Raw genomic sequence first — 21,820 nt, 5'->3', positions numbered from 1 at the left:
ATTGAGCGCTTGTCGCACGCACATGAGAGGAGACGAAAGTATGGATCTGCATGTCACGGAAACGAGCAAGGAAGATGGCGTGGCGATCGTGCGCCTGAGCCGCCCCGGTCGCGGCAATTCCTGGACCAAACGCATGAACGAGGAATATCGCTGGCTGATGGCGAGTCACGACGCGGATCCAGAGGTGCGGGTCATTGTCGTGACCGGCGCGGGGCGGCAGTTTTGCGTCGGCGCCGATTTCAAGGCGCTCGATCACTATGTCGACGCGAAACAGGATTATGTGGAAAGCACCAATGCACAGGTGTTGCCACAACCGGGACATGGCGTGCGAGAGGAATTCGATCACGAGATGGTCTGGCACTGGGGCCTGCAAAAGCCTGTGATCGCGGCGATCAACGGCGCCTGCGCGGGCATCGCCGTTGCACTCGCATCGTTCTGTGACCTGCGCTACGCAGTGAGCGGCGCCAAGCTCACCACCTCGACGCCGCGCCTGGGCCTGCCGGCCGAATACGGGCTCGCGTGGATTCTGCCGCGCATCGTCGGCCTGACGCATGCCATGGATATTCTGATCTCCGGCCGTGTGCTGGTTGCCGAGGAAGCGGACCGTATGGGCTGGTTGAACGGCGTGTTCGAAGCGGAAACATTCGAATCGCGGATCATGCAGATCGCCAAAGACCTTGCGAAGACGACCTCGCCGATCGCGGTCAAAACCGCCAAGCGACAGGTCTATGCCGAGTTGCTGAGCGCCAACGTGGGCGCTGCCGTCGAAGATTCGAAGCGGCTCATCGGCGAGCTGATGAAGGCGCCCGACTATCTGGAAGGCGTCAAGTCGATGCAGGAAAAACGCGCACCGGCGTTCGCGGCGCTGGCAGCGCCGTGAACCGCGCAATCGGCTGTACGCTGAAAGGGGACACACGAGGTGCGGGCCACCAGTCTGCATCGACGTCGGGCAAGAAGGAGAAACGGGATGCAAGCAGAGTTGAAACTTGAAGAGTCGTATTGGCCAGCGGACCGTGCGCCGGATTTGTGGGAAACCACACTGGGCGACGTGTTGCGTGACGCTGCACGGCAGGTGCCCGATCGAATTGCGTTCGTGGAAGGCAATGCCGCCACGAAGGCCACGCGCCGCTGGAGCTATCGCGAACTGTTGAGCGCCGCCGAGCGCGTGGCGTTTGCCTTGTTGAAGCGCTTCGCTCCCGGCGATAGGGTCGCGGTGTGGTCGCCCAATTCCGCCGAATGGATTCTGTTGCAGCATGGCGCGAGTCTCGCCGGTCTGGTGCTCGTGACGGTCAATCCCGCCTATCTCGCGGACGAAGTCCGCCACGTTTTGCGCAGTGCCAGAGCAGCGGGGATATTCTTCACGGCGGCGTATCGCAATACCGATCAACGTGCGATTGTCGACGCGATTGCCCCGAGCTTGCCGCATCTGCGCGAGATGATCTGCTTTGACGACTGGGCGCAATTCTGCGAGGCCGGCGACTCGCCGGTTGAATTGCCGCGCGTGCAGCCCACCGATATGGTGCAGATTCAGTTCACGTCCGGCACCACCGGTTTTCCGAAGGGGGCATGTCTACACCATCGCGGCCTGGTCAACGCATCACGCTTCGCATCGTTGCGCGCGAACTTTCCGGAAGGCGGTGTGTGGGTCAGCGCGATGCCGCTCTTTCACGTCGGCGGGTGCGCGGGGAGTCAGTTGGGCGCGTTCACCCGGCTGGGCACTTTCGTGATGCTCACGCAGTTTGACGCTGCATTCATGCTCGATCTGATCGCCGGGGAGCGGGGCAATCACATTCATGCGGTGCCCACCATGGTGATCGCGTTGATGGAGCATCCGAGCCGGCCGCGACTGGATCTAACGAGTCTGAAGGTAATCATGAGCGGCGGCACACCTGTGCCTGCGCCGCTGGTGGTCAAGGTCATGCAGACCTTCGATTGCCGCTTCACCATTACCTTCGGGCAAACGGAACTGAACGGCGTCATCTGCCAGACCTTTCCAGACGACACACCGGAGCGCCAGGCTGAAACCATCGGGCGTCCCGCGCCGCAGATGGAAGTGAAGATTGCCGACCCGCAAACCGGTGCGACTCTGCCGCTCGGCCAGACGGGCGAAATCTGGGCGCGCGGCTATCAGTCCATGCTCGGCTATTTCGACATGCATGAAGCGTCGAAAAGCACGCTGCGCGAGGACGGCTGGCTGCGTACCGGCGACCAGGCACGAATGGACGAGCACGGCTATCTGCGCATTACCGGGCGTCTGAAGGATTCGATCATCCGCGGCGGCGAGAACATCTATCCGAAAGAGATCGAGGACGTGCTGTGGACCCATCAGGCCGTTGCGCAGGTCGCGGTGGTCGGCGCCCCGGATTCGAAGTGGGGCGAAATCGTGGCTGCCGTGGTGCGCTTCAAAGACGACATACCGAAGCCGACCGCCGACGATCTGCACGCGTTCTGCCGCGCACGGCTCGCGGCGTACAAGACCCCTGCGTTGTGGTTCTTCGTCGACGAATTTCCCGCAACGTCGTCGGGGAAGATCCAGAAATACAGGTTGCGCGAACAGATCGCGGCAGGTGAGTTGGTCAGCGAGCCACGCATCGTCTCGCAAACTGCGGCCCCGTCCGTAGCGAAGGCGTCGATCGCATAGAGACTCAAGGCCGCTTGCGAAAGCTCGCGGTATAAAACGGAGCGGTCAGGCCGCCGCTCACAGGAGACAGGCATGATGTCATTTAACGACGCCTTGCGCGAAAAGCAGACCTTCCTCCGCGAAGGCGAGAAACGACTACTGATCGACGGGCAGCATGTGAGCGCGGCGTCCGGGCAGACGTTCACGTCGATCAACCCGGCTACGGGGCGCGTGATCGCGACGGTGTCCGATGGCGACGCGGTCGATATCGATCGCGCTGTCGCTTCGGCGCGCAAGGCTTTCGAAGGGCCGTGGAGCCGTTTCAAGCCGGCTGAGCGTCAGGCGCTGCTACTGCGTCTCGCGGATGTCCTCGATGAACATTACGAAGAACTGGCTTCGCTGGATACGCTCGATATGGGCGCGCCTTTGCTGCGCACGCGTGCTTCTCGCGAGCGCGCCGTCGGGCTGATCCGCTATTACGCGGGTCTTGCGATGAGCATTCATGGCGAGACGATTCCGAATTCGGTTCCAGGCGATATCTTTTCGTACACGGTGAAGGAGCCGGTCGGTGTGGTCGGCGCCATTACGCCCTGGAATGGACCACTGACCCTGGCGTTGTGGAAGATCGGTCCGGCATTGGCCACCGGCTGCACGGTGGTGCTGAAACCCGCTGAACAGTCGCCACTGTCGTCGTTGCGGCTAGGGGAACTATGCCTCGAAGCAGGCTTGCCGCCGGGCGTGCTGAACGTGGTCACCGGACGTGGCGGCGCGGGCGCGGCACTGGCCGCGCACCATGACGTCGACAAGATCGCCTTCACCGGATCCACCCGCGTCGGGCAGAAGATCATCGAGGCGTCAGCCGGCAACATCAAGCGCCTTTCGCTCGAGTTGGGTGGCAAATCGCCTCACATTATTTTCGCGGACGCCGATCTCGACGCCGCAGTGCCGGTTGCCGCGATGGCGGTATTCGCCAACTCCGGGCAGATCTGCAGCGCCGGCACGCGGCTGTTCGTGCAGGAGGCGGTATACGACGAGTTCGTCGAAAAGGTCGCGGCGTTCGGCAACGCATTGCGCGTCGGCGATCCCGCTGACCCCGACATGCAGCTCGGGCCGCTCGTGTCCGAGCAACAACTGACGCGCGTCGCCGGCTATCTGCGCGCCGGCCAGGATGAGGGCGCGACGCTGCTCGGCGGAGGCCTGCCGGCTGGCCAGTCCGAATTGAGCAACGGATTTTTCGTGCGACCCACGGTGTTCGCCAACGTGCGCGACGAGATGCGCATCGCGAGAGAGGAGATCTTCGGTCCGGTGATTTCCGCGCTGCGGTTCAGCGACGCGGCCAATGTGATCGCGCGTGCCAACACCTCGGACTTCGGCCTCGGCGGCGGCGTGTGGACCCGCAGCCTCGCCACGGCGCAGCAGGTGACGCGTGGCCTGCGCACCGGCTCCGTGTGGGTCAATTGCTATCAGGCGATGGACCCAGCGGTGCCGTTCGGCGGCTACAAGATGAGCGGTTACGGCCGCGAGTCTGGACGCGAACACGTCGAGGAGTTCCTCAATACGAAGGCGGTGTGGATCAATGCATAGCCATGGATGCCGTTTGCTCGTGGACCTGTCCCGACCCGCTAACCGCTCGAACCCGAAGTGCGCGATATCCGCAGCATTGTCGCGCGCGCATGTGAAAGGAGTGCCACATGCCCGCAACATCTCCTTCTGAGCATTTCGATTACATCATCGTCGGCGGCGGATCGGCCGGCTGCGTGCTGGCGAGCCGCCTGTCGGCGAAGGCCGCCAACCGCGTGCTTCTCTGCGAGGCGGGCGCCGACATTTCGCTCGACAACGTACCACCCGCGATCCTCGACAGCTATCCGGGCACCGCTTATCTGAATCCCGACTACATCTGGCCGGAGTTGCAAGCGACGACTGTGCGGATCGACGGCGTAGCGGGCCGCGCACGCAAGTATGAACAGGCGCGCATTCTCGGTGGTGGTTCGTCGATCAACGGCCAGTTCTTCAACCGTGGTGCGCCGTCCGATTACGACGCCTGGGAGGCACACGGCGCGCGGGGCTGGGATTGGCAATCCGTGCTGCCAATCTTCAAGCGAATGGAAACGGATATTGACTTTCATGATGCGCTGCACGGCACCGATGGGCCGATACGTGTGCGGCGCATTTTTCCCGAGCAATGGTCCGGTCATGCGCGAGCTGTCGCCGCGGCGCTTGAGGCGCAAGGTTATGATTATTTGCCGGATCAGAACGGCGAGTTCCGCGACGGTTATTTCCCGATTGCGATTTCCAATTTCAACGAGCGGCGCGTGTCGGTCGCGACGGCTTACCTCGACGCGGCAACGCGCAGTCGGCCGAATCTCACGATCAGAACCGGCACCGAAGTCGCGAGCCTGGTCTTCGATGGCACGCGTTGCACGGGCGTCGTGATTCAGGAAGGCGACAAGGGCAAACGCGTGAGCGGCGGCGAGATCATCGTATCGTCGGGCGCGATCGGTTCGCCGGCGTTGCTGCTGCGCTCCGGGATCGGGCCGGTCGCGCATCTGCGCGATCTCGGCATCGACATTGTCGCGGGACTGCCGGGTGTCGGGCGGAACCTGATGGAACATCCGTCGATCGCGCTGGCGTCGTTCATCGACGACGGCGCGCGCATCAACGACGTGACGCGCCACCATATCCGCGTCGGAGCCCGCTATTCGTCGAAGATCGGCGGCGCGCCGCAAGGCGATATGCTGATCCTCGGCGTAACAAAAACGTCGTGGCATGCGGTGGGCCGCCGCATTGGCACCTTGCTTAACTACGTCAACAACCCGTTCTCGAAGCGAGGCGAGGTTACGCTGCAGTCGCGCGACTGGCGTGTTCGACCCAACGTCGCATTGAACCTGCTGGACGACGAACGCGATCTGGACCGGCTCGTCGACGGTTTCCAACGCATGGCCTTGTTGCAGGCGAGTGCGAGCATGCAGGCCGTGACGAAAGATCCTTTTCCCGCCAGTTACAGTGAGAAGGTGCGGCAGGTAGCGATGCTGAGCGCGAAGAACAGATTTATCACGGACGTACTGGCGAAACTGCTCGACGGCCCGGCACCCTTGCGCAGCTTCCTGATGCGGCGTGTGGTGGCGGGCGGTCCGACGCTGGACGAATTGCTCACCGACGATAAGGCATTGCGTGCCTTCATCCGCAGTGCATGTGTCGGCGTATGGCATGCCTCGTGTACCTGCCGCATGGGTGCCGCCGACGATCCCCTGGCCGTGACGGATGAGTTTGCGCGGGTGCGTGGCGTGGCGGGATTGCGAGTTGTGGACGCGTCCATTTTCCCGGTCGTTCCGGGTGCCAACACGAACGCACCGACTATCATGGTGGCGGAGAAGATCGCCGATGGATTGTTATCGATGCAGTCGGACGGCGGAGCGATCGCGGCAGCGAACGTGTTTTCGCGCAACGATCCATAGAACGAAGGGCGACGGATCGCCCCGTCGGCAAAGACGGGTTCAGCAGTATCCATAGTTGACAGTCCTTTTTTCTGTAGGGTGCGCCGCCAGGAATCCTGAGGCGCACGCTCATCTTAGGCAGTAGGGCGAATCGGGTCTGTCATGCACAGAGGGGACGAGCGAACAAACAGGTGTCACGCTCCTCAGTGCTTTCTTCTCCGTACCGCGTGATCGGCTGCGCAACGTAGCATTTATAAAGCGCTTCCTCGCTCGAGGTGATCGAGGACCCATTGCACGAGATCGCGCTTCGTTCTTACTCCGAGCTTGTGTATACGGAGGCGGGCACGGCGCACTGAACGTCTACGGAAAGTGCTCGCCCGCGACGGGCGAGCACTCGATGTCCTCCGATTATGTCCTCTGCGATTACAGGGCCGCAGTTTGCTCAAACGGTTTCGCGAATGCGGAGTCGGGGTAGGTTTCGATGAAGCCTGCCATGCTGCGCTGCAACTCCTCCGGGGAAAGCCACGGATAGGAAAGCCGTCCCTGCAGTGCGTTCAACTTTTCGGCGTGCAGGTCGGGCACAGCGTCCATGCGTTCGATATGAATGTGCAACTGGACAATCATGCCCCCGTTGCCCCCGTTGCCTGCATCGGCCGAAAAGCGCCAACGGTACGTACCGTTGCCAATTCGAAGCGATTCGGTTTCCTTCTCGCGCATGATCACAAGCCACGGCATCTCGCATGTGCGGCTCTCATTCAGGTGCGGCTCGACGCAAATATAGTAAGTGCGACACCGGTCAAAGCGCTCGCCGAAGTCAGCCACTAAGGTTTTGGCGATGGCGGGAGCGCCTGCAACCAGGCGAGGAAAATCGATGTCGTCGGTTGCGATTGAAAACGTCAGTTCGGCGTCTGTTGCAAAACATTCGGATATCAACGCCGGCTGGTTCAGGTCCTTGGCGCGAAGATAGCACTCCAGGAGCGAGCGGACGGAAGACAGCAGCGGAGAAGTGACCATAAATAACTCTCAGGATAAAGCGCAGGGGGGGGCGAGCGGTGCACAGCCGTGGTGCATACAGCTTTGAAGTATAATTAGCTTTCAAAGCTAAAACGTGTTCCTCCAGGGAGCGGAGTTGTCATGGCGAAAAATCAAGAAGAGTCCATTCTGACGGTAACAAACCCTGCCTGCCTGATCGACGGCACGGACACCGAATTCCGGCATCTCATCAACGGACTGTTGCCATTCGCCGCACGGCTGCTCTCGATTCGCGACGGGTTCGGAACGTTGATCGGTCTCACCGGAATCCAATATTCGTTACTCATTGCGGTTGCGCATCTGTCGCACGACGATGTCGTGACCGTCAACCGGCTGGCGGACCATCTGCATCTGAGCGGAGCGTTCGTCACTGTCGAGACCGGAAAGCTCAAAAAGCTTGGCGTCATCGACAAGCGCTCGGATCCTGACGACAAGCGCAAGATGCGGTTGACCATCACGTCAGCCGGCTCGAAACTGCTCAAGGAGCTTGCCGCCAGGCAACAGCACATCAACGACGTGCTGTTTGAAGGCGTGACCAGAACGGAGTTCAAGGCGCTGTGTTCCGTGGTGGACCGGCTGGTGACCAATGGAGATCGTGCCACGCTCGATCTTGCCCACCTGATTGCACGGCAGGACTCGCGATAGCCGTAAGGCACTGGTCGAGGTGAAGGGGAAGAGGGACGCACACCTCAACGGCCTCCTGTCAGTGCGCCGCCCATTGAATGGTACTGAGGTCGATCCCCTCGAGGTGCATGTCCCACAGCGGGCTCAACGCGCGTAGCTTCTCCACGGTGTTTTGTACCTGCAGCACCACCTGGTCGACTTCTTCCTCCGTGGTGAAGCGGCCGAGCGTAAAGCGAATCGAGCTATGCGCCAACTCGTCGCTCCGGCCCAGTGCCCGCAACACGTACGACGGCTCCAGTGAGGCCGACGTGCACGCCGAGCCGGAGGACACCGCAACACCCTTGATGCCCATGATGAGCGATTCGCCTTCCACGAAATTGAAGCTGACGTTCAGATTGTGCGCAATGCGGTGCGTCATGTCGCCGTTGACGTAAACCTCCTTCATCTGCGTCAGGCCGTTGAGCAGTCGATCGCGCAATGCCTCGACACGACGGCTCTCGGACGCCATTTCTTCCTTCGCGATTCGAAACGCTTCACCCATGCCGACGATCTGATGGGTGGGCAACGTTCCGGAACGCATCCCCCGCTCATGCCCGCCGCCATGCATCTGAGCTTCAATCCGCACGCGCGGCTTGCGTCGGACGTACAGCGCGCCCACACCTTTCGGACCGTACACCTTATGAGCGGTCACGGTCAGAAGGTCCACATTCAATGCGTTGACGTCGATGGCTATCTTGCCCGCCGCCTGCACGGCGTCGCAATGAAAGACGATGCCTTGAGCACGGCACATCGCGCCAATCTCCGCGATAGGTTGAACGACGCCGGTCTCGTTGTTGACCATCATGACAGAAACGAGAATCGTGTCGGGACGTAGTGCTTCCTGCAATGCACTGAGGTCTAGCAGGCCGTCCTGCTGGACGTCCAGGTACGTCACTTCAAAACCCTGCCGCTCCAGTTCGCGGCACGTGTCCAGTACCGCCTTGTGCTCGGTCTTCACCGTCACGATATGGCGGCCTTTTCCCTTGTAGAAGTTTGCTGCGCCTTTGATCGCCAGATTATTGCCTTCGGTCGCGCCGGAGGTCCAGACGATCTCTCGCGGGTCGGCCCCAAGAAGCCCGGCAACGTGTGTGCGAGCCGTTTCCACGGCGTCGTCTGCTTCCCACCCGTAACTGTGGCTCCGGGAAGCAGGGTTGCCGAAACTCTCGTTCAGGAACGGAAGCATGGTTGCGACGACCCTTGGATCAACCGGCGTCGTTGCGCTGTAGTCCATATAAATCGGACGAGAGGACTGTTTGGTTTGCATGGTTCTTACTCCAGAAGGCCCGGTCTTTCACATCGAGCGAATGCCGGCAGATGCAGCGGACGCAGTTTAGCTTGGAGTCGGCCGCATTCTCGTCAACATCCATCCGCCGAGTAGGGTTGTCGCGTCGCTGCCGGCCTCAAATCGGGGTTTACGATAGCTTGCTTAGCTTTATTGAAACGTCTTTAATAAAAGCTATGTAACAAAGCTAATTAACAACGCTTTGTATGATGAATTGTAGCATCGCCACACGGGCGGTGCGCTGGAAGGAGAGCGAGATGGGAGAGGACATCGTCAAGTCGAGTGACAACCCGGACGCGCAGCGTCAGTTCCGGACGGCGTTGTCGATGTTTGCGACAGGGGTGGCCGTGATCACGGCCCCGAGAAAGAATAGACCGCCGATCGGCATCACGGTTGCGTCGTTCAATTCCGTTTCGCTCGATCCGCCTTTGATTCTGTTTTCGGTTGACCGGCGAAACCTGAGCTTGCCCGACCTGAGCGCCGTAGGCACCTACGCGGTCAACGTTCTCGACGAAGCTCAGCAGGATGTGTCGAATCGATTCGCGAAAGCGAATACCGACAAATGGGCGGACATGCCCGGCGTCCCGAATGAGCGCGCCGACGTCGTCCTGCTGCCGAACTCACTAGCCACTTTTGAATGCGAATCGTATGCGCAGTACGACGGGGGAGATCACGTCATCTTCGTCGGCCGCGTCAACAAGTACCAATCGCGGTCGGAGGGACGTCCACTCGTCTTCTTTGGCGGGCGATACCACACGCTCAACGGTGCTCACCAGCCTTCTGCCTGAGCACGCATCTGATCCCATTTCCGGAGAACATCATGATCAAGAACGGGACCCAACATATCGCCTCGCTGCGCGATGGACGACAGGTCTATATCAACGGTCAGGCCGTCGGCGATGTGACGTCGCATCGGGCGTTCCGCAATTCCATTCGCAGCTACGCAAACCTGTACGACTTCCAGGCGCGTCCGGAGAACGTCGAAAAAATGACCTTCGAGTCGCCTGACACGGGGCGTAGGGTCAGCAAGATCTGGCAACTGCCGACCTCTTATGCCGAGCTCGTGGAGCGGCGGGGCGCGCTCGAGGCATGGACGGAGCTTCACTACGGCTTCATGGGGCGTTCCCCGGACCATGTCGCTTCATGCATCTCGGGCATGTACATGGGCATCGACGTGTTCGAGCAGTACGATCCGGCGCGCGCGGGTGCCTTGCGCGATTACTACAAATACGCACGCGACAACGACCTCTTCCTCACCTATGTGATCGTCAATCCTCAAGCCAATCAGGCCAAGGCGGCGCACGAGCAGGAGGATAAATATCTCGCCGTGGGTATCGTCGATCAGGACGCAGAAGGTATTACGGTGCGTGGCGCGAAGATGCTTGCCACCAGCGGCATCATGGCGAACGAGGTGTTTTGCAGTTGCATCCAGCCGCTACGCCAGGGCGACGAGATGTATGCGCTGTCATTCGCTGTGCCGATGAATGCCAAGGGCATGAAGGTGATGTCACGCAAGTCGTACGAGGAGAACGCGCCTTCGGTCTTCGACAACCCCTTGTCGAGCCGGTACGACGAAAACGACGCGGTGCTTTATTTCGACGACGTCAAGGTGCCGTGGGAGCGCATTTTTGTGGCCGGCGACGTGGCGATGTGCGCGAAGCAATTTCATGCGACGCCCGCGCACAGCTACCAGAACTACCAATGCCAGGTGCGTTTGATGGTCAAGTTGCGCTTCCTAGTCGGTCTTGCCCTGAAGATCACGGAAGTCAATGGAACCAACAGCTTCCCGCAAGTCCGTGAGACGTTGGGTCAACTCGCCTCTGAAGCGGCAATGGTGGAAGCCTGGGTGTACGGCATGGAGGCTAAGGGCCGCATTGAAAACGGCTACTTCGTGCCGGACCGCAACATGCTCTACGGCTCACAGGTCGTGACCCAGCAACTGTATTCGAAGGTGCTCAATACCCTGCGTGAACTGGCAGGGGGCGGGATGATCATGCTGCCCTCCAGCATTCGCGATTTCGAAAATCCGGACCTCCTGCGAATCATCGAGAAAACCCAGAAATCGCCGGTTTGCAGCCCGGAGGAACGCGTCAAGTTCTTCAAGCTCGCATGGGACGCCGTCGGTTCCGAGTTCGCCTCGCGTCACAACCAGTACGAACTGTTCTATGCGGGTGCGTCGTTCGTGACGAAGGGCCACGCATTCCGTACCTACGACTGGCCACGTGCCACCGGTCTCGTCGACGACCTCTTGTCGACCTATTCGCTCGGCGCGGAGCTGGCGACGTTGCAGGCCGCCTGATTCCGAATTTCACCCCGATTCCCATTCACACAGGAGAACAGCATGGCAATCAACAAACTTCACGACGAGTTTCGCACGCTGGACATGGAGCGGGGCTGGCAGTTGCCCGAAGGCTACGATCCGGCTTCCGGCGCGCAGGAACTGGTCCTCGCCGGCTCGCTCGATACCGTCAATAAAGCGGGCAGCCGCACGCGCCTGCTGCGCCTGCCGGGCGGGCTCTTCACGAAGAAGCCGTTCGTCCACGACTACTGGGAAGAGGTGTTTCTCGTGGAGGGCGACCTGACGGTCGGCAACGACGAGAACGGTCACGGCGGCACGCCGTTCAAGGGCTACACCTACGCGGTTCGGCCGCCTGGCGCCTACCACGGTCCGTTCAAGTCGGAGAAAGGCTGCGTCCTCCTCGAGACTCATTACTTCGATCCGGCCTGATCATGCTGCCTCCAATTGACGCCTTGCGCGTTCAGCTTGCCAATCGCCATCTCGACGCGCAGGCGCTCCTCGCCTCGTATGTCGGGAACATCGAGGCCGATGCGGGTGAGGGCCGGAGAGTCTTCCCGCACGGGATCAGTCCTGCCGCGGCGACACAGGCAATGACGAGCGATGCGCTGCGTCGATATGGGATTGCGGGGCCGCTCTCTGGCATTCCGATCTCGGTCAAGGATCTCTTCGACGTACAGGGGGAGATCACCCGGGCGGGAGGGCGAGTCCTGCCGGAGCAGCCTGCCGCCCGCGATGCCGTGGCGATTGGCCGGTTGCGCGCTGCTGGCGCGGTATTCGTGGGCCGAACACACATGACCGAATTCGCGTATTCGGGACTGGGTATCAATCCCCACTACGGTACGCCGACGAATCCGTTCGATCGCGAGGCGGCGCGCATTCCTGGCGGTTCGTCATCCGGTGCCGCGGTATCGGTGGCGGATGGGATGGCGGCCGCCGCAATCGGCTCCGACACGGGGGGATCGTGCCGGATTCCCGCGGCCTTATGCGGTGTAGCGGGCTTCAAAGCCACCGCGTCACGCATCTCACTGGACGGCACGGTGCCTTTGTCGTCCAGTTACGACTCGGTCGGATCGATGGCGCCGAGCGTCGCTTGCTGTGCCTTGATCGATTCGATCATGGCAGGCGAACCGGAAGCGGTGCCGCCTCCCTTTGCGATGCAGGGCTTACGGCTGGCCGTGCCGACGAAACTGGTGTTCGACGAGATAGACGCGCATGTGGCCAGCACTTTCGAGCGTGCTATCTCAAGACTGAGCGCGGCCGGCGCGATTCTGCGAGAAGTGGAATTCGATAGCTGGAACGCTCTCTCCGAGTTGGGGCAGCACGGCGGCCTGGTAGCGGCAGAAGCGTGGGCGTGGCACGTCAATCTGATCGGTAGCCAGGCGAGTCAGTATGACCCGCGAATCCTGTCTCGCATCCGTTTCGGCAGCCAGCAAAGCACGGCCGAATATCTCCGCACCAAAGCGCGCGGTCGCTGCTATGCAGTCAGGCTGACGCTGAATTGCAGCCGTTCGACGCCGTGGTATGTCCGACGGTACCGATTATCGCGCCACGGATCGCGGATCTCGCCGAGGAGCGTGTCTATGTGTCGACCAATCGACTGCTGCTGCGCAATCCGGCGATCGCCAACATGCTCGATCTGTGCGCGCTATCGCTTCCTTGTCACGAAGAGGGCCACGCGCCGGTTGGCCTGATGTTGATGGGACGGCACATGAGTGACCGGCGTCTGCTTGCGATCGGCGCCTCTGTAGAAGCGATGTTGCATCAAACCGGCTGACCTCGCGGGTTGGCGAGCTGTGCGGGCCCCGTCCGCTATCCATAACAAGGAGGAGATCATGTTCAAACGTCTTGCGCGTACTGCCGTTCCAGCCGCAGCCATGCTGTGCGCCGCCGTATCTCATGCCGGCGAGCCGGTCATGACCAACGGTGGTGTGGTGAAAATCGGTGTGCTCACCGATATGTCTTCCATATTTTCCGACATCGGCGGAAAGGGTTCCGTGGTCGCCGCGCAGATGGCCGCGGACGACTTCGGCGGCAAGGTCAACGGCGTACCCATCAAGGTGATCAGCGCCGATCACCAGAACAAGACAGACGTGGCCGCCACTGTTGCGCGCGACTGGTTCGACAACCAGCACGTGGACATGGTCGAGGACCTGCTGCCGTCCTCGGTCGCGCTGGCGGTCTCGAACGTGGCGAAGGAAAAGCATCGGATCGCCATTGCAAGCGGCGCTGGAACCACACGGCTTAGCAATGAAGACTGCTCGCCGTACACGATTCAGTACTCGTACGACACGTATGCACTCACCACGAGCCTCGTGAAGTCGATGGCGCGCAGCGGCGACAACACCTGGTTCTTTCTGACGGTCGACTATGCGCTTGGCGCGTCACTGGAAAAGGACGCGACCACCGCGCTGACGGCAACCGGCGGCAAGGCGGTGGGCAAGGTGAAGCACCCGATCAACTCGTCGGATCTGTCGTCCTATCTGTTGCAGGCTCAGGCGTCGAAGGCAAAGGTGATCGGCCTCGCCAACGCCGGTAGCGATACCGTGAACGCGATCAAGACAGCGCGCGAGTTCGGCATCATCGGGCAAGGCAAGCAAAAAATCGCGGGCCTGCAATTGTTCATCAGCGACATCAACAGTCTTGGCTTGCCGGCGGCACAGGGAATGATGCTGACGACGTCGTTCTATTGGGATCGTGATGACGCAAGCCGCGCGTGGTCGCAACGCTTCTTCGCAAAGACCGGGCGTATGCCGACCTTGGTCCAGGCAGGTGTCTATTCGTCGACGCTCCATTACCTGAAAGCGGTCCAGGCAAGCGGAACCGATGCGGCCGATGCGGTCATGGCGCAAATGAAGAAAACCCCGGTCGACGATTTCTTCGCGAAGAACGGGACGATTCGAGCCGATGGTCTGATGGTCCATGACATGTATCTGGCCGAGGTCAAGAGCCCTCAGCAGTCCCATAAGCCGTGGGACTACTACACGATCAAGCAGGTCATTCCCGCGCAGGAAGCGTTCGCACCGCTTAGCGCGAGCCGCTGCCCGCTCGTCACTGCAAAATCCAACTGAATCGGATCGCGGGTGGCGAGGCATTTCGTGCGTTCACCCGCTACAAGGAGTATCTGATGAAAACAATCTTGTTTGAAGTCGACGACCGTCACGGTTCATTTGAACGCACGATCTCGATTGACGCACTGGTCATTGCCGGCTGGACTGGCCGCGATACGGTCGCGATGGAAAAACACATTCGCGAGCTGGAAGAGCTGGGCGTCAAGCGGCCGGCCTATACGCCCGTCTTTTACCGTGTCGCAGTCGAACGGCTCGAACCGACGCCGAAGATCCAGGTGACGGGCTCGCAGAGCAGCGGCGAAGTGGAGTTTGTCCTGTTGAAAGACGACGGCGAAACCTTCGTCGGAATCGCGTCCGACCACACGGATCGCGAAGTGGAAACCTACGGCATCACCGTATCGAAGCAGATGTGCGGCAAGCCGTGTTCACGCAAGCTCTGGCGGTTAAGCGAGGTCGCCGCTCATTGGGACGAGCTTGTCTTGCGTTCCTACGCGACGATCGACGGCGAGCGCGTCCTTTACCAGGAGGGCAAGGTGACTGCCATGCGCGCGCCCCAGGACCTGCTCGACGAGTTCGCACGCCGTGACGGCCAGCTTGTGGACGGCACGGCCATGCTGTGCGGCACGCTCGCCGCGTTGGGCGGCATCCGGCCCGCCGAGCGGTTCGAGATCGAACTGGAAGATCCGGTCCTGCGACGGTCGTTGACTCACAGTTATGCGGTCGAAACGCTCCCTGTGGTCGGCTAAAGCCGCTTTATTCACCGCACGCGTCCAATAAGCGAGGAGGGCGGGCATGGCGCACAACGACCTGATTCTTGAAACTAGCAGGCTCACCAAGTCGTTCAATGGCTTTACGGCAGTGAGCGACGTCAATTTGCGTGTCCGGCGCGGCACGATACACGCACTGATTGGACCGAACGGCGCCGGCAAGACCACTTGCTTCAATCTCCTGACCAAGTTCCTGACACCGACGTCCGGGCAGATCTTCTTTGACGGCAGGGAGATCACCCGCGCGGCGCCGGCGTCGATTGCCCGCCGCGGGGTGATTCGCTCGTTTCAGATATCCGCGGTATTTCCGCATCTGAGTCCGGTGGAGAACGTGTGTATCGGACTGCAACGCTCGCTCGGCGTGTCGTTCCGTTTCTGGATGAGTAGTGCGGTGCTAGGCCAGCTCAGGGAACGCGCGCTGTCATTGCTCGATGAAGTGGGTCTCGCCGAATTTGCCGACGTGAAAACGGCTGAGCTCTCGTATGGCCACAAGCGCGCCCTCGAAATCGCCACGACGCTCGCAATGGATCCGGTGCTGATGCTGCTCGACGAACCGACGCAAGGCATGGGGCACGAGGACGTCGATCGAGTCACCGCGCTGATCAAGAAGGTATCGGCTGGCCGGACCATCCTGATGGTCGAACACAACATGAAAATCATTTCCAGTATTTCGGACACGATCACTGTCCTGCAGCGCGGAGAGATTCTTGCGGAAGGCGCTTATGCAGACGTTTCTGCCAACCCGCGCGTGCGGGAAGCCTACATGGGGACCGAAAGTGGATCGCTTGAACAGTGAACGCCTGAAGAGCCCGGCTTCGGCCGACAACCGGGTAGCGCAACCCGAGGTCCTCAATATCAAGGGCTTGCATGCGTGGTACGGCGAATCGCACATTCTGCATGGTGTCGAGGTTCACGCGGCGCGTGGCGAAGTGGTCACGCTGCTGGGACGCAATGGTGCCGGCCGCAGTACGACGCTCAAATCCATTATGGGTTTGACCGACGCGCGACGAGGGTCGATCTGCGTGAATGGCCGCGAAACGATCGGGATGCCACCGCAAGGTGTCGCGCGGTTAGGGGTGGGTTACTGCCCCGAGGAGCGCGGAATCTTCGCGGGTTTGTCGTGCGAAGAAAATCTGCTGCTGCCGCCGCGGCTGCCGGTGGCGAGTTCGGCCGGCATGTCGCTTGAAGAGATCTACGAGATCTTTCCGAATCTTGCTGAACGCAGAGCGAGTCAGGGCACACGCCTGTCCGGCGGCGAGCAGCAGATGCTGGCGATCGCGCGGATTCTGCGCACCGGAGCGAACCTGTTGCTACTCGACGAAATTTCGGAGGGGCTGGCGCCGGTGATCGTGCAGACGCTGGCGCGCGTCATCACGCTCCTCAAGTCACGCGGCTTTACGGTGCTGCTGGTCGAACAGAACTTCCGATTTGCCGCACCGCTCGCCGATCGCTTTTACGTGATGGAGCACGGCAAGATTGTCGAGAGTTTTGACGCAGCATGTCTCGATGAAAAGACGGGCGTGCTTCAGGAACTGCTCAACGTTTGAACGGGAAGGTTATTGTGGAACTCTTTGGTATTCCGCTAGCTGCGTTCTCCAGCCAGCTGGTTCTCGGTCTCATGAACGGCTGCTTCTATGCCGTTCTGAGCCTGGGCTTGTCCATCATTTTCGGGCTGCTGAACGTCATCAACTTCACACACGGCGCATTCTTCATGCTCGGCGCGCTGTTTGCATGGATGGGCACGAATTATCTGGGTCTCGGTTATTGGCCGATGCTTGTCGTTGCCCCCTTCGCAGCAGGCGCACTAGGGATGGTCGTCGAACGGACCATGCTGCGCCGGATCTACAAGCTCGACAATCTTTATGGCCTGCTGCTTACCCTGGGCCTGACGCTGATCATAGAAGGACTGTGTCGCTCCTTCTATGGTGCCTCCGGCATGTCTTACCCGGCGCCGGAAGGGTTGATGCAAGGCGTCCAGTTGGGTTTCATGGTGCTGCCCGCGTATCGGGGGTGGGTGGTGGTGGCGTCGCTGCTCGTGTGCGGCGGGGTCTGGTGGGCCATCGAGCGCACGAATCTTGGCGCGTTGCTTCGCGCGGCGACTGAGAACCCCCGTTTGGTCGCGGCATTCGGCGTCAATGTGCCGGCAATGGTCACGCTGACTTACGGGATCGGGGTGGCGATTGCCGCACTGGCCGGCGTTCTCGCCGCGCCCGTCATGCAAGTGTCGCCGCTGATGGGGCAGAGCGTGATCATTACCGTGTTCGCGATCGTCGTGATCGGCGGCATGGGATCGATCGCGGGGTCGGTCGTCACCAGTTTGTGCCTTGGCCTGATCGAAGGCCTGACCAAGATGTTTTATCCGGAAGGATCCGCTACGGTCGTATTTGTGATCATGGCGCTTGTACTGCTCGTGCGCCCAAGCGGGCTCTTTGGACATTCGAAATGAGGCACATCATGCGAAATTGGCTTGTAGGCGCTGTCGTGTTGGGTTGTCTGGCCGTTGCTCCGTGGCTGGGCGCCTATCCGGTGTTCATGATGAAGCTGATGTGTTTCGCGCTGTTCGCATGCTCGCTGGATTTGCTGCTCGGCTATGTCGGCTTGCTATCGTTCGGGCACGCGGCGTTTTTCGGCGGTGCTGCCTTTATCGCGGGGAGCGCCATGCGGGATCACGGCTGCTCTCCTGAGGTGGCGCTCCTTCTCGGCACCGGCGTTGGAGCGGCGCTCGGGCTGATAGTCGGACTCTTTGCCATTCGGCGCAAGGGAATCTATTTTGCAATGGTGACCTTGGCCTTTGCACAGATGCTGTTCTTTTTCTGCGTCCAGGCGCCATTCACGGGGGGTGAAGACGGCATGCAAGGTGTGCCGCGCGGGCGCCTGTTTGGGGTGATTTCGCTCGAGAATGATCTAACACTGTATTTCGTTATCCTGTCGATCACGACGATCGCATTCCTGTTTCTTCGCCGCGTCATTCATTCTCCATTCGGCAAAATCCTGACGGCGCTGAAAGAGAACGAGGCGCGGACGATTTCCCTTGGTTACGATGTGAATCGCTTCAAGCTTCTCGCATTTGTCCTATCGTCGGCTATGGCAGGGCTTGCTGGTGCGATGAAAACTTTGGTGCTGGGTTTTGCAACGCTCTCGGACGTGCATTGGACGCTATCCGGCACGGTCATTCTGATGACCCTGATCGGCGGGCTTGGAACACGATTTGGCCCGGTGGTGGGCGCGGTGATCGTCGTCGTGCTGGAATCCAGGTTGGCGGCGTTTGGCGGCTGGCTGGCCGATATGACGCACATCGCCTGGTTTCAGGGATTGGGGGAGTCGGTCAGCTTACTGACCGGCGTGATGTTCGTTGCCTGTGTTTTGCTGTTCAGGCGCGGCATCGTCGGGGAATGGGCGCAATGGATGGAGCGGCGCGGCCGGATGTGGATCCGGGATGTCGGGCACGACGCGGTCCATGCGCAAGAGCATCCTTGTTCGTGACATCGTTTCAGCCTTCAGGGTGCCTGCTTAGCCTGCCCGGCGCGACTCATTCCATGCTTCCCGCAAACCTTTTGGCCAACCGCTCCCGCTCGAACGCCTCGACAACGAAATCGACAAACACCCGCGTTTTCGCCGGCAGCAGCGCTCGCGTCGCGTAGTAGATCGAAATCGCCCCGGTGTCCGCGTACCAGCGCGGTAGCAATCGCGCGAGTTCGCCCCGTTCGACCGACGACAGCACATCCGACACGGACAGCAGCGCAACCCCCAGTCCGAGAATCGCAGCCTCGCGCATCGCCGCGGGGTCGTTGACCATGATGGTCTCGCGCAGCCGCGCAGGCATCTCGCCGTCCGCCGAGTTGCGCATCGTCCGGTGGCGCACACGGCCGGTTCGGCTCGAGCGCATCACGATGCCGTCGAGATCCGCAAGATCTCCAGGGTCAGCCGGTGGCACGCGGCCGGCCATGTAAGCCGGAGATGCAACCGCCACGAGATGCACGGGCGCCAGTGCGCGCGACACGACGCCCGGCGCGAGATCGAAATCGCCCCCCAGCGCCGCATCGTATCCCTCTGCAATCAGGTCGACCTGCCGGTTCTCGAAGTGCCAATCCGGACGAATCAGCGGATAGCGTGCGAGGAATGCCGGTAGCAGCGGCATGACGTACGTGATGCCAAATGTCGGCGCCATGCTGACTTTCAGCACGCCTGCGGGCTCGCCGCGATCGGTCGAAACGGACGCGATCGCTGCCTGCAGCGCGTCCAGATTGCCGCCAATTTCGACGAGAAAGCGCTCGCCTGCCTCGGTCAACGTGAGCTTGCGCGTCGAGCGTTGGAACAGTCGCACGCCAAGATTGCGCTCCAGCAACGCAACGTTCCGACTGACCGCAGCGGGCGTCAACGCAAGACGCCGCGCGGCCGCGGAGAAGCTGCCCGTTTCGGCGCTGCGTACAAACGACTCGAGGTTGGCGAGGGTTTCCATACGGGAATCTTAAAGCATTGATTGAAAATAATTCAAGCGATTCCTCTCTAATCATCTTGCAATAAAGACGGCAATATTCACTGACTTACCCGCACGAGTGAACGGCAAATGCCCTTTCCCTGCGGGCAGGACCGCGCTCGTCATAGGCGGCTCTACCACTTGATTCATCACCCTTCACAGGGAGTATCACTATGAGCACCATCGGTATCATTGGAGCAGGCGCCATCGGGTCCGCGTTCGCGAAAGCGCTGGCGGGCAAAGGCATCGAAGCCATCATTGCGAACAGCCGAGGGCCGGCCTCACTCGCGGACCTCGCGCGCGAGATCGGCCCCTCGATCACGCCGGGAACGCGCGAACAAGCGGCCGCGCAGGACATCGTCCTTGTCGCAGTGAATTGGTCGAAGCTGCCGACCGCCCTGGCCGGGCTGCCGGACTTCGGCGGACGCATCGTGATCGACGCGAACAACCCGATCGAGCCACCGCTGTTCGAAGCAGCCGAATTGCATGGCCGCACGTCGAGTGAAACAATCGCCGACCTCGTGCCGGGCGCACGCGTCGTCAAGGCATTCAATCATCTGCCGGCGCATCTCATCTCCGACGATCCACAGGCCGAAGGCGGACGTCGCGTGCTGTTCTTCGCGGGCGACGACGCGCATGCGAAATCGGCTGTGAGCGGACTAATCGAGCGGCTCGGCTTCTTCGGCATCGACCTGGGTTTGCTCGAAGACGGGGGCCGGCTGGTTCAAATCCCGGGCGGTCCGCTGCCGGTGCTTAATCTCGTCAAATTGGGCTAGCCAACGGAAGGCGCGGCATACCGCGCCTTTCACTCAAAGACCCTGGCACGCTTCACGGGTGCCGGCTCCGGTCCGCAAACGGTCACCTCTAAACCGAGTTCGCGTAAGACCACCGGGTCGACGTCGGAAGTCCAGTATGAGTCTGGACTTGGCCCGAGGCGGCTGCTAAGGCGCACCTGCTAAACTCGGGCCGATCCCCGACTTAAGCGTCTGTCTTTGAGTAAGCCAATCATGAAGAGTAGTCCCCAAGGCGGCCTTGTCTATTCCACCGACGGCGGGCGGATGTGTCCCGAATGCCGGCAGGCGCTCGCGAATTGTGTCTGCAAGACAGTTGCCAGGACACGGCTGGCAGGTGATGGCGTCGTGCGGGTGACGCGCGAGACCAAAGGCCGAGGCGGCAAGAGCGTGACGCTCGTTAAAGGGCTTGCGCTCGATCCGCTTGCTTTGGCGCTGCTAGGCAAGCAGTTGCGCACGGCTTGCGGTTCTGGTGGCACGGTTAAGGATGGTGTGATCGAAGTGCAGGGTGACCATTGCGAGCGGATCATCGAAGCGCTCAAAAAATACGGCCACCAAGCGAAGCGGGCCGGGGGCTAATCGCTTCAATGCGAGGCAGATACGTCCACATGATGGTCGTGAACCCGCCTAAAATCTGCTGGATACCCGACAGGTCGACACGCCAATGGAATCCAGCCTGCACCGCTACCGGTCACAACTCGAAACGACGCCGTGGTTTCGAGGTTTGCCTGTCGAGTTGCGGGACTATCTGATCAGCCATGCCAATCTGCTCACGCTGGAAAAGGGCCAATTCCTGTATCGGCGTGGCGAACAGTCTTATGGCCTGTACGCCGTTCTGGGCGGCGCACTCGCTTTCGGCACAGTCGGGGTAGACGGGAAAGAGGCGTTGCTCGCGGTGCTCGGACCGACTGCATGGGTGGGGGAAATCTCGATGTTCGATGGGCTGCCACGTCCGAACGACGCCACTGCCGTCAGCAGGACGCTGTTGCTGCGCGTGCCCGAGGCCGCGCTGCAAGACCTGCTCGATGCCACGCCTCGTTATTGGCGCGATTTTGCGTTGTTGATGGCGCAAAGACTTCGGGTTTCGTTCGAGAACGCCGAAGCGATGACGCTGTTGCCCGCGGCACAGCGCGTGGCGAACCGTTTGCTGATGATCGCTGGAGGTTATGGCGGTCTCAACGCCTCGCAGAGCAGGATCAAGGTCTCGCAAGACAGCCTGGCTTCAATGGTGTCGCTGTCGCGACAGACCACGAATCAGTTGCTCAGGAACCTCGAAAGCCAACGCATATTGAGCCTGAAATCCGGGGAGATCGCCATTCTCGATTTCAACCGATTGCGCGCAGCCAGTCTCGGCGATCCAAATCCCTGACTGTCACGCCGTTTCGTC

General features: G+C 60.9%; 20 protein-coding genes and 1 pseudogene. 18 read left to right on the top strand and 3 right to left on the bottom strand.

What is annotated here, in order from left to right; all coding sequences use genetic code 11:
- The first annotated feature begins 40 nt into the window (after positions 1-40).
- The 4 genes from KHO31_RS00860 to KHO31_RS00845 all read left to right on the top strand — a co-directional run bounded on the left by KHO31_RS00860 (position 41) and on the right by KHO31_RS00845 (position 6,075).
- Positions 41-880, top strand: coding sequence for an enoyl-CoA hydratase-related protein (locus KHO31_RS00860; protein WP_211622499.1), 840 nt, complete (start codon positions 41-43; stop codon positions 878-880).
- Positions 881-967: 87 nt separating this feature from the next.
- The gene (locus KHO31_RS00855) at positions 968-2,641 is read left to right on the top strand and encodes an AMP-binding protein (RefSeq protein ID WP_201139082.1); all 1,674 of its coding nucleotides are present in this window, start codon (positions 968-970) and stop codon (positions 2,639-2,641) included.
- A 72-nt stretch (positions 2,642-2,713) separates the two neighbouring features.
- Entirely contained in the window at positions 2,714-4,204 is a 1,491-nt protein-coding gene (locus tag KHO31_RS00850) for an aldehyde dehydrogenase family protein (protein WP_201073161.1), read from the top strand.
- Between the two features lie 107 nt (positions 4,205-4,311).
- Positions 4,312-6,075: a GMC family oxidoreductase gene (locus KHO31_RS00845; protein WP_201073160.1), complete on the top strand. Its 1,764-nt coding sequence runs from the start codon at positions 4,312-4,314 to the stop codon at positions 6,073-6,075.
- Between the two features lie 402 nt (positions 6,076-6,477).
- On the opposite strand, the gene KHO31_RS00840 is transcribed toward KHO31_RS00845, so the two are convergent.
- Positions 6,478-7,068 (bottom strand): hypothetical protein, encoded by a 591-nt coding sequence (locus KHO31_RS00840; protein ID WP_211622497.1) that lies wholly within the window; start codon positions 7,066-7,068, stop codon positions 6,478-6,480.
- Between the two features lie 120 nt (positions 7,069-7,188).
- On the opposite strand from KHO31_RS00840, the gene KHO31_RS00835 reads away from it, so the two are divergent.
- The gene (locus KHO31_RS00835; RefSeq protein ID WP_201073158.1) at positions 7,189-7,731 is read left to right on the top strand and encodes a MarR family winged helix-turn-helix transcriptional regulator; all 543 of its coding nucleotides are present in this window, start codon (positions 7,189-7,191) and stop codon (positions 7,729-7,731) included.
- 58 nt (positions 7,732-7,789) lie between these two features.
- Here KHO31_RS00835 and KHO31_RS00830 read toward each other — a convergent pair whose 3' ends face one another.
- On the bottom strand, positions 7,790-9,013 hold the full coding sequence (locus KHO31_RS00830) for an IscS subfamily cysteine desulfurase (protein ID WP_211622495.1): 1,224 nt from the start codon (positions 9,011-9,013) through the stop codon (positions 7,790-7,792).
- A 275-nt stretch (positions 9,014-9,288) separates the two neighbouring features.
- On the opposite strand from KHO31_RS00830, the gene KHO31_RS00825 reads away from it, so the two are divergent.
- From KHO31_RS00825 to KHO31_RS00780, 10 genes and pseudogenes are all read left to right on the top strand, one after another.
- The gene (locus KHO31_RS00825; RefSeq protein WP_201073156.1) at positions 9,289-9,819 is read left to right on the top strand and encodes a flavin reductase family protein; all 531 of its coding nucleotides are present in this window, start codon (positions 9,289-9,291) and stop codon (positions 9,817-9,819) included.
- Between the two features lie 32 nt (positions 9,820-9,851).
- The gene (locus KHO31_RS00820) at positions 9,852-11,330 is read left to right on the top strand and encodes a 4-hydroxyphenylacetate 3-hydroxylase family protein (protein ID WP_201073154.1); all 1,479 of its coding nucleotides are present in this window, start codon (positions 9,852-9,854) and stop codon (positions 11,328-11,330) included.
- A 42-nt stretch (positions 11,331-11,372) separates the two neighbouring features.
- Complete coding sequence (locus KHO31_RS00815) at positions 11,373-11,759, top strand: cupin domain-containing protein (RefSeq protein WP_211622494.1); 387 nt, start codon at positions 11,373-11,375, stop codon at positions 11,757-11,759.
- 2 nt (positions 11,760-11,761) lie between these two features.
- A pseudogene (locus tag KHO31_RS39955) lies at positions 11,762-13,104 on the top strand (amidase).
- Between the two features lie 58 nt (positions 13,105-13,162).
- A complete protein-coding gene (locus tag KHO31_RS00805) occupies positions 13,163-14,398 on the top strand; it encodes an ABC transporter substrate-binding protein (RefSeq protein WP_201107983.1) in 1,236 nt (411 codons plus the stop codon).
- Positions 14,399-14,454: 56 nt separating this feature from the next.
- Positions 14,455-15,144 carry a DUF2848 domain-containing protein gene (locus tag KHO31_RS00800; RefSeq protein WP_211622492.1) on the top strand — a complete coding sequence of 230 codons (690 nt, stop codon included), beginning with the start codon at positions 14,455-14,457 and terminating at the stop codon, positions 15,142-15,144.
- A gap of 46 nt (positions 15,145-15,190) precedes the next feature.
- Positions 15,191-15,961 carry an ABC transporter ATP-binding protein gene (locus KHO31_RS00795; protein WP_201073145.1) on the top strand — a complete coding sequence of 257 codons (771 nt, stop codon included), beginning with the start codon at positions 15,191-15,193 and terminating at the stop codon, positions 15,959-15,961.
- 4 nt (positions 15,962-15,965) lie between these two features.
- On the top strand, positions 15,966-16,712 hold the full coding sequence (locus tag KHO31_RS00790) for an ABC transporter ATP-binding protein (protein WP_236061139.1): 747 nt from the start codon (positions 15,966-15,968) through the stop codon (positions 16,710-16,712).
- A gap of 14 nt (positions 16,713-16,726) precedes the next feature.
- Positions 16,727-17,611, top strand: coding sequence for a branched-chain amino acid ABC transporter permease (locus KHO31_RS00785; protein ID WP_201073143.1), 885 nt, complete (start codon positions 16,727-16,729; stop codon positions 17,609-17,611).
- A complete protein-coding gene (locus tag KHO31_RS00780) occupies positions 17,608-18,648 on the top strand; it encodes a branched-chain amino acid ABC transporter permease (protein WP_211622490.1) in 1,041 nt (346 codons plus the stop codon). Before KHO31_RS00785 ends, KHO31_RS00780 begins: the two co-directional genes overlap by 4 nt.
- A gap of 46 nt (positions 18,649-18,694) precedes the next feature.
- Here the strand turns inward: KHO31_RS00780 and KHO31_RS00775 are convergent, their stop codons facing one another.
- Positions 18,695-19,624, bottom strand: a complete 930-nt coding sequence (locus tag KHO31_RS00775; protein ID WP_211622488.1) for a LysR family transcriptional regulator — start codon at positions 19,622-19,624, stop codon at positions 18,695-18,697.
- Positions 19,625-19,815: 191 nt separating this feature from the next.
- On the opposite strand from KHO31_RS00775, the gene KHO31_RS00770 reads away from it, so the two are divergent.
- The 3 genes from KHO31_RS00770 to KHO31_RS00760 all read left to right on the top strand — a co-directional run bounded on the left by KHO31_RS00770 (position 19,816) and on the right by KHO31_RS00760 (position 21,802).
- Entirely contained in the window at positions 19,816-20,418 is a 603-nt protein-coding gene (locus tag KHO31_RS00770; protein WP_201073140.1) for an NADPH-dependent F420 reductase, read from the top strand.
- A gap of 231 nt (positions 20,419-20,649) precedes the next feature.
- Positions 20,650-21,012, top strand: a complete 363-nt coding sequence (locus KHO31_RS00765; protein WP_201107989.1) for a translation initiation factor Sui1 — start codon at positions 20,650-20,652, stop codon at positions 21,010-21,012.
- An 85-nt stretch (positions 21,013-21,097) separates the two neighbouring features.
- Positions 21,098-21,802: a Crp/Fnr family transcriptional regulator gene (locus KHO31_RS00760; protein WP_211622487.1), complete on the top strand. Its 705-nt coding sequence runs from the start codon at positions 21,098-21,100 to the stop codon at positions 21,800-21,802.
- Positions 21,803-21,820 lie beyond the last annotated feature (18 nt).

This window comes from Paraburkholderia domus (assembly GCF_905220705.1).
In the GTDB taxonomy this organism is placed as follows: domain Bacteria; phylum Pseudomonadota; class Gammaproteobacteria; order Burkholderiales; family Burkholderiaceae; genus Paraburkholderia; species Paraburkholderia domus.
This window is presented reverse-complemented; position numbering and strand designations above follow the sequence as displayed.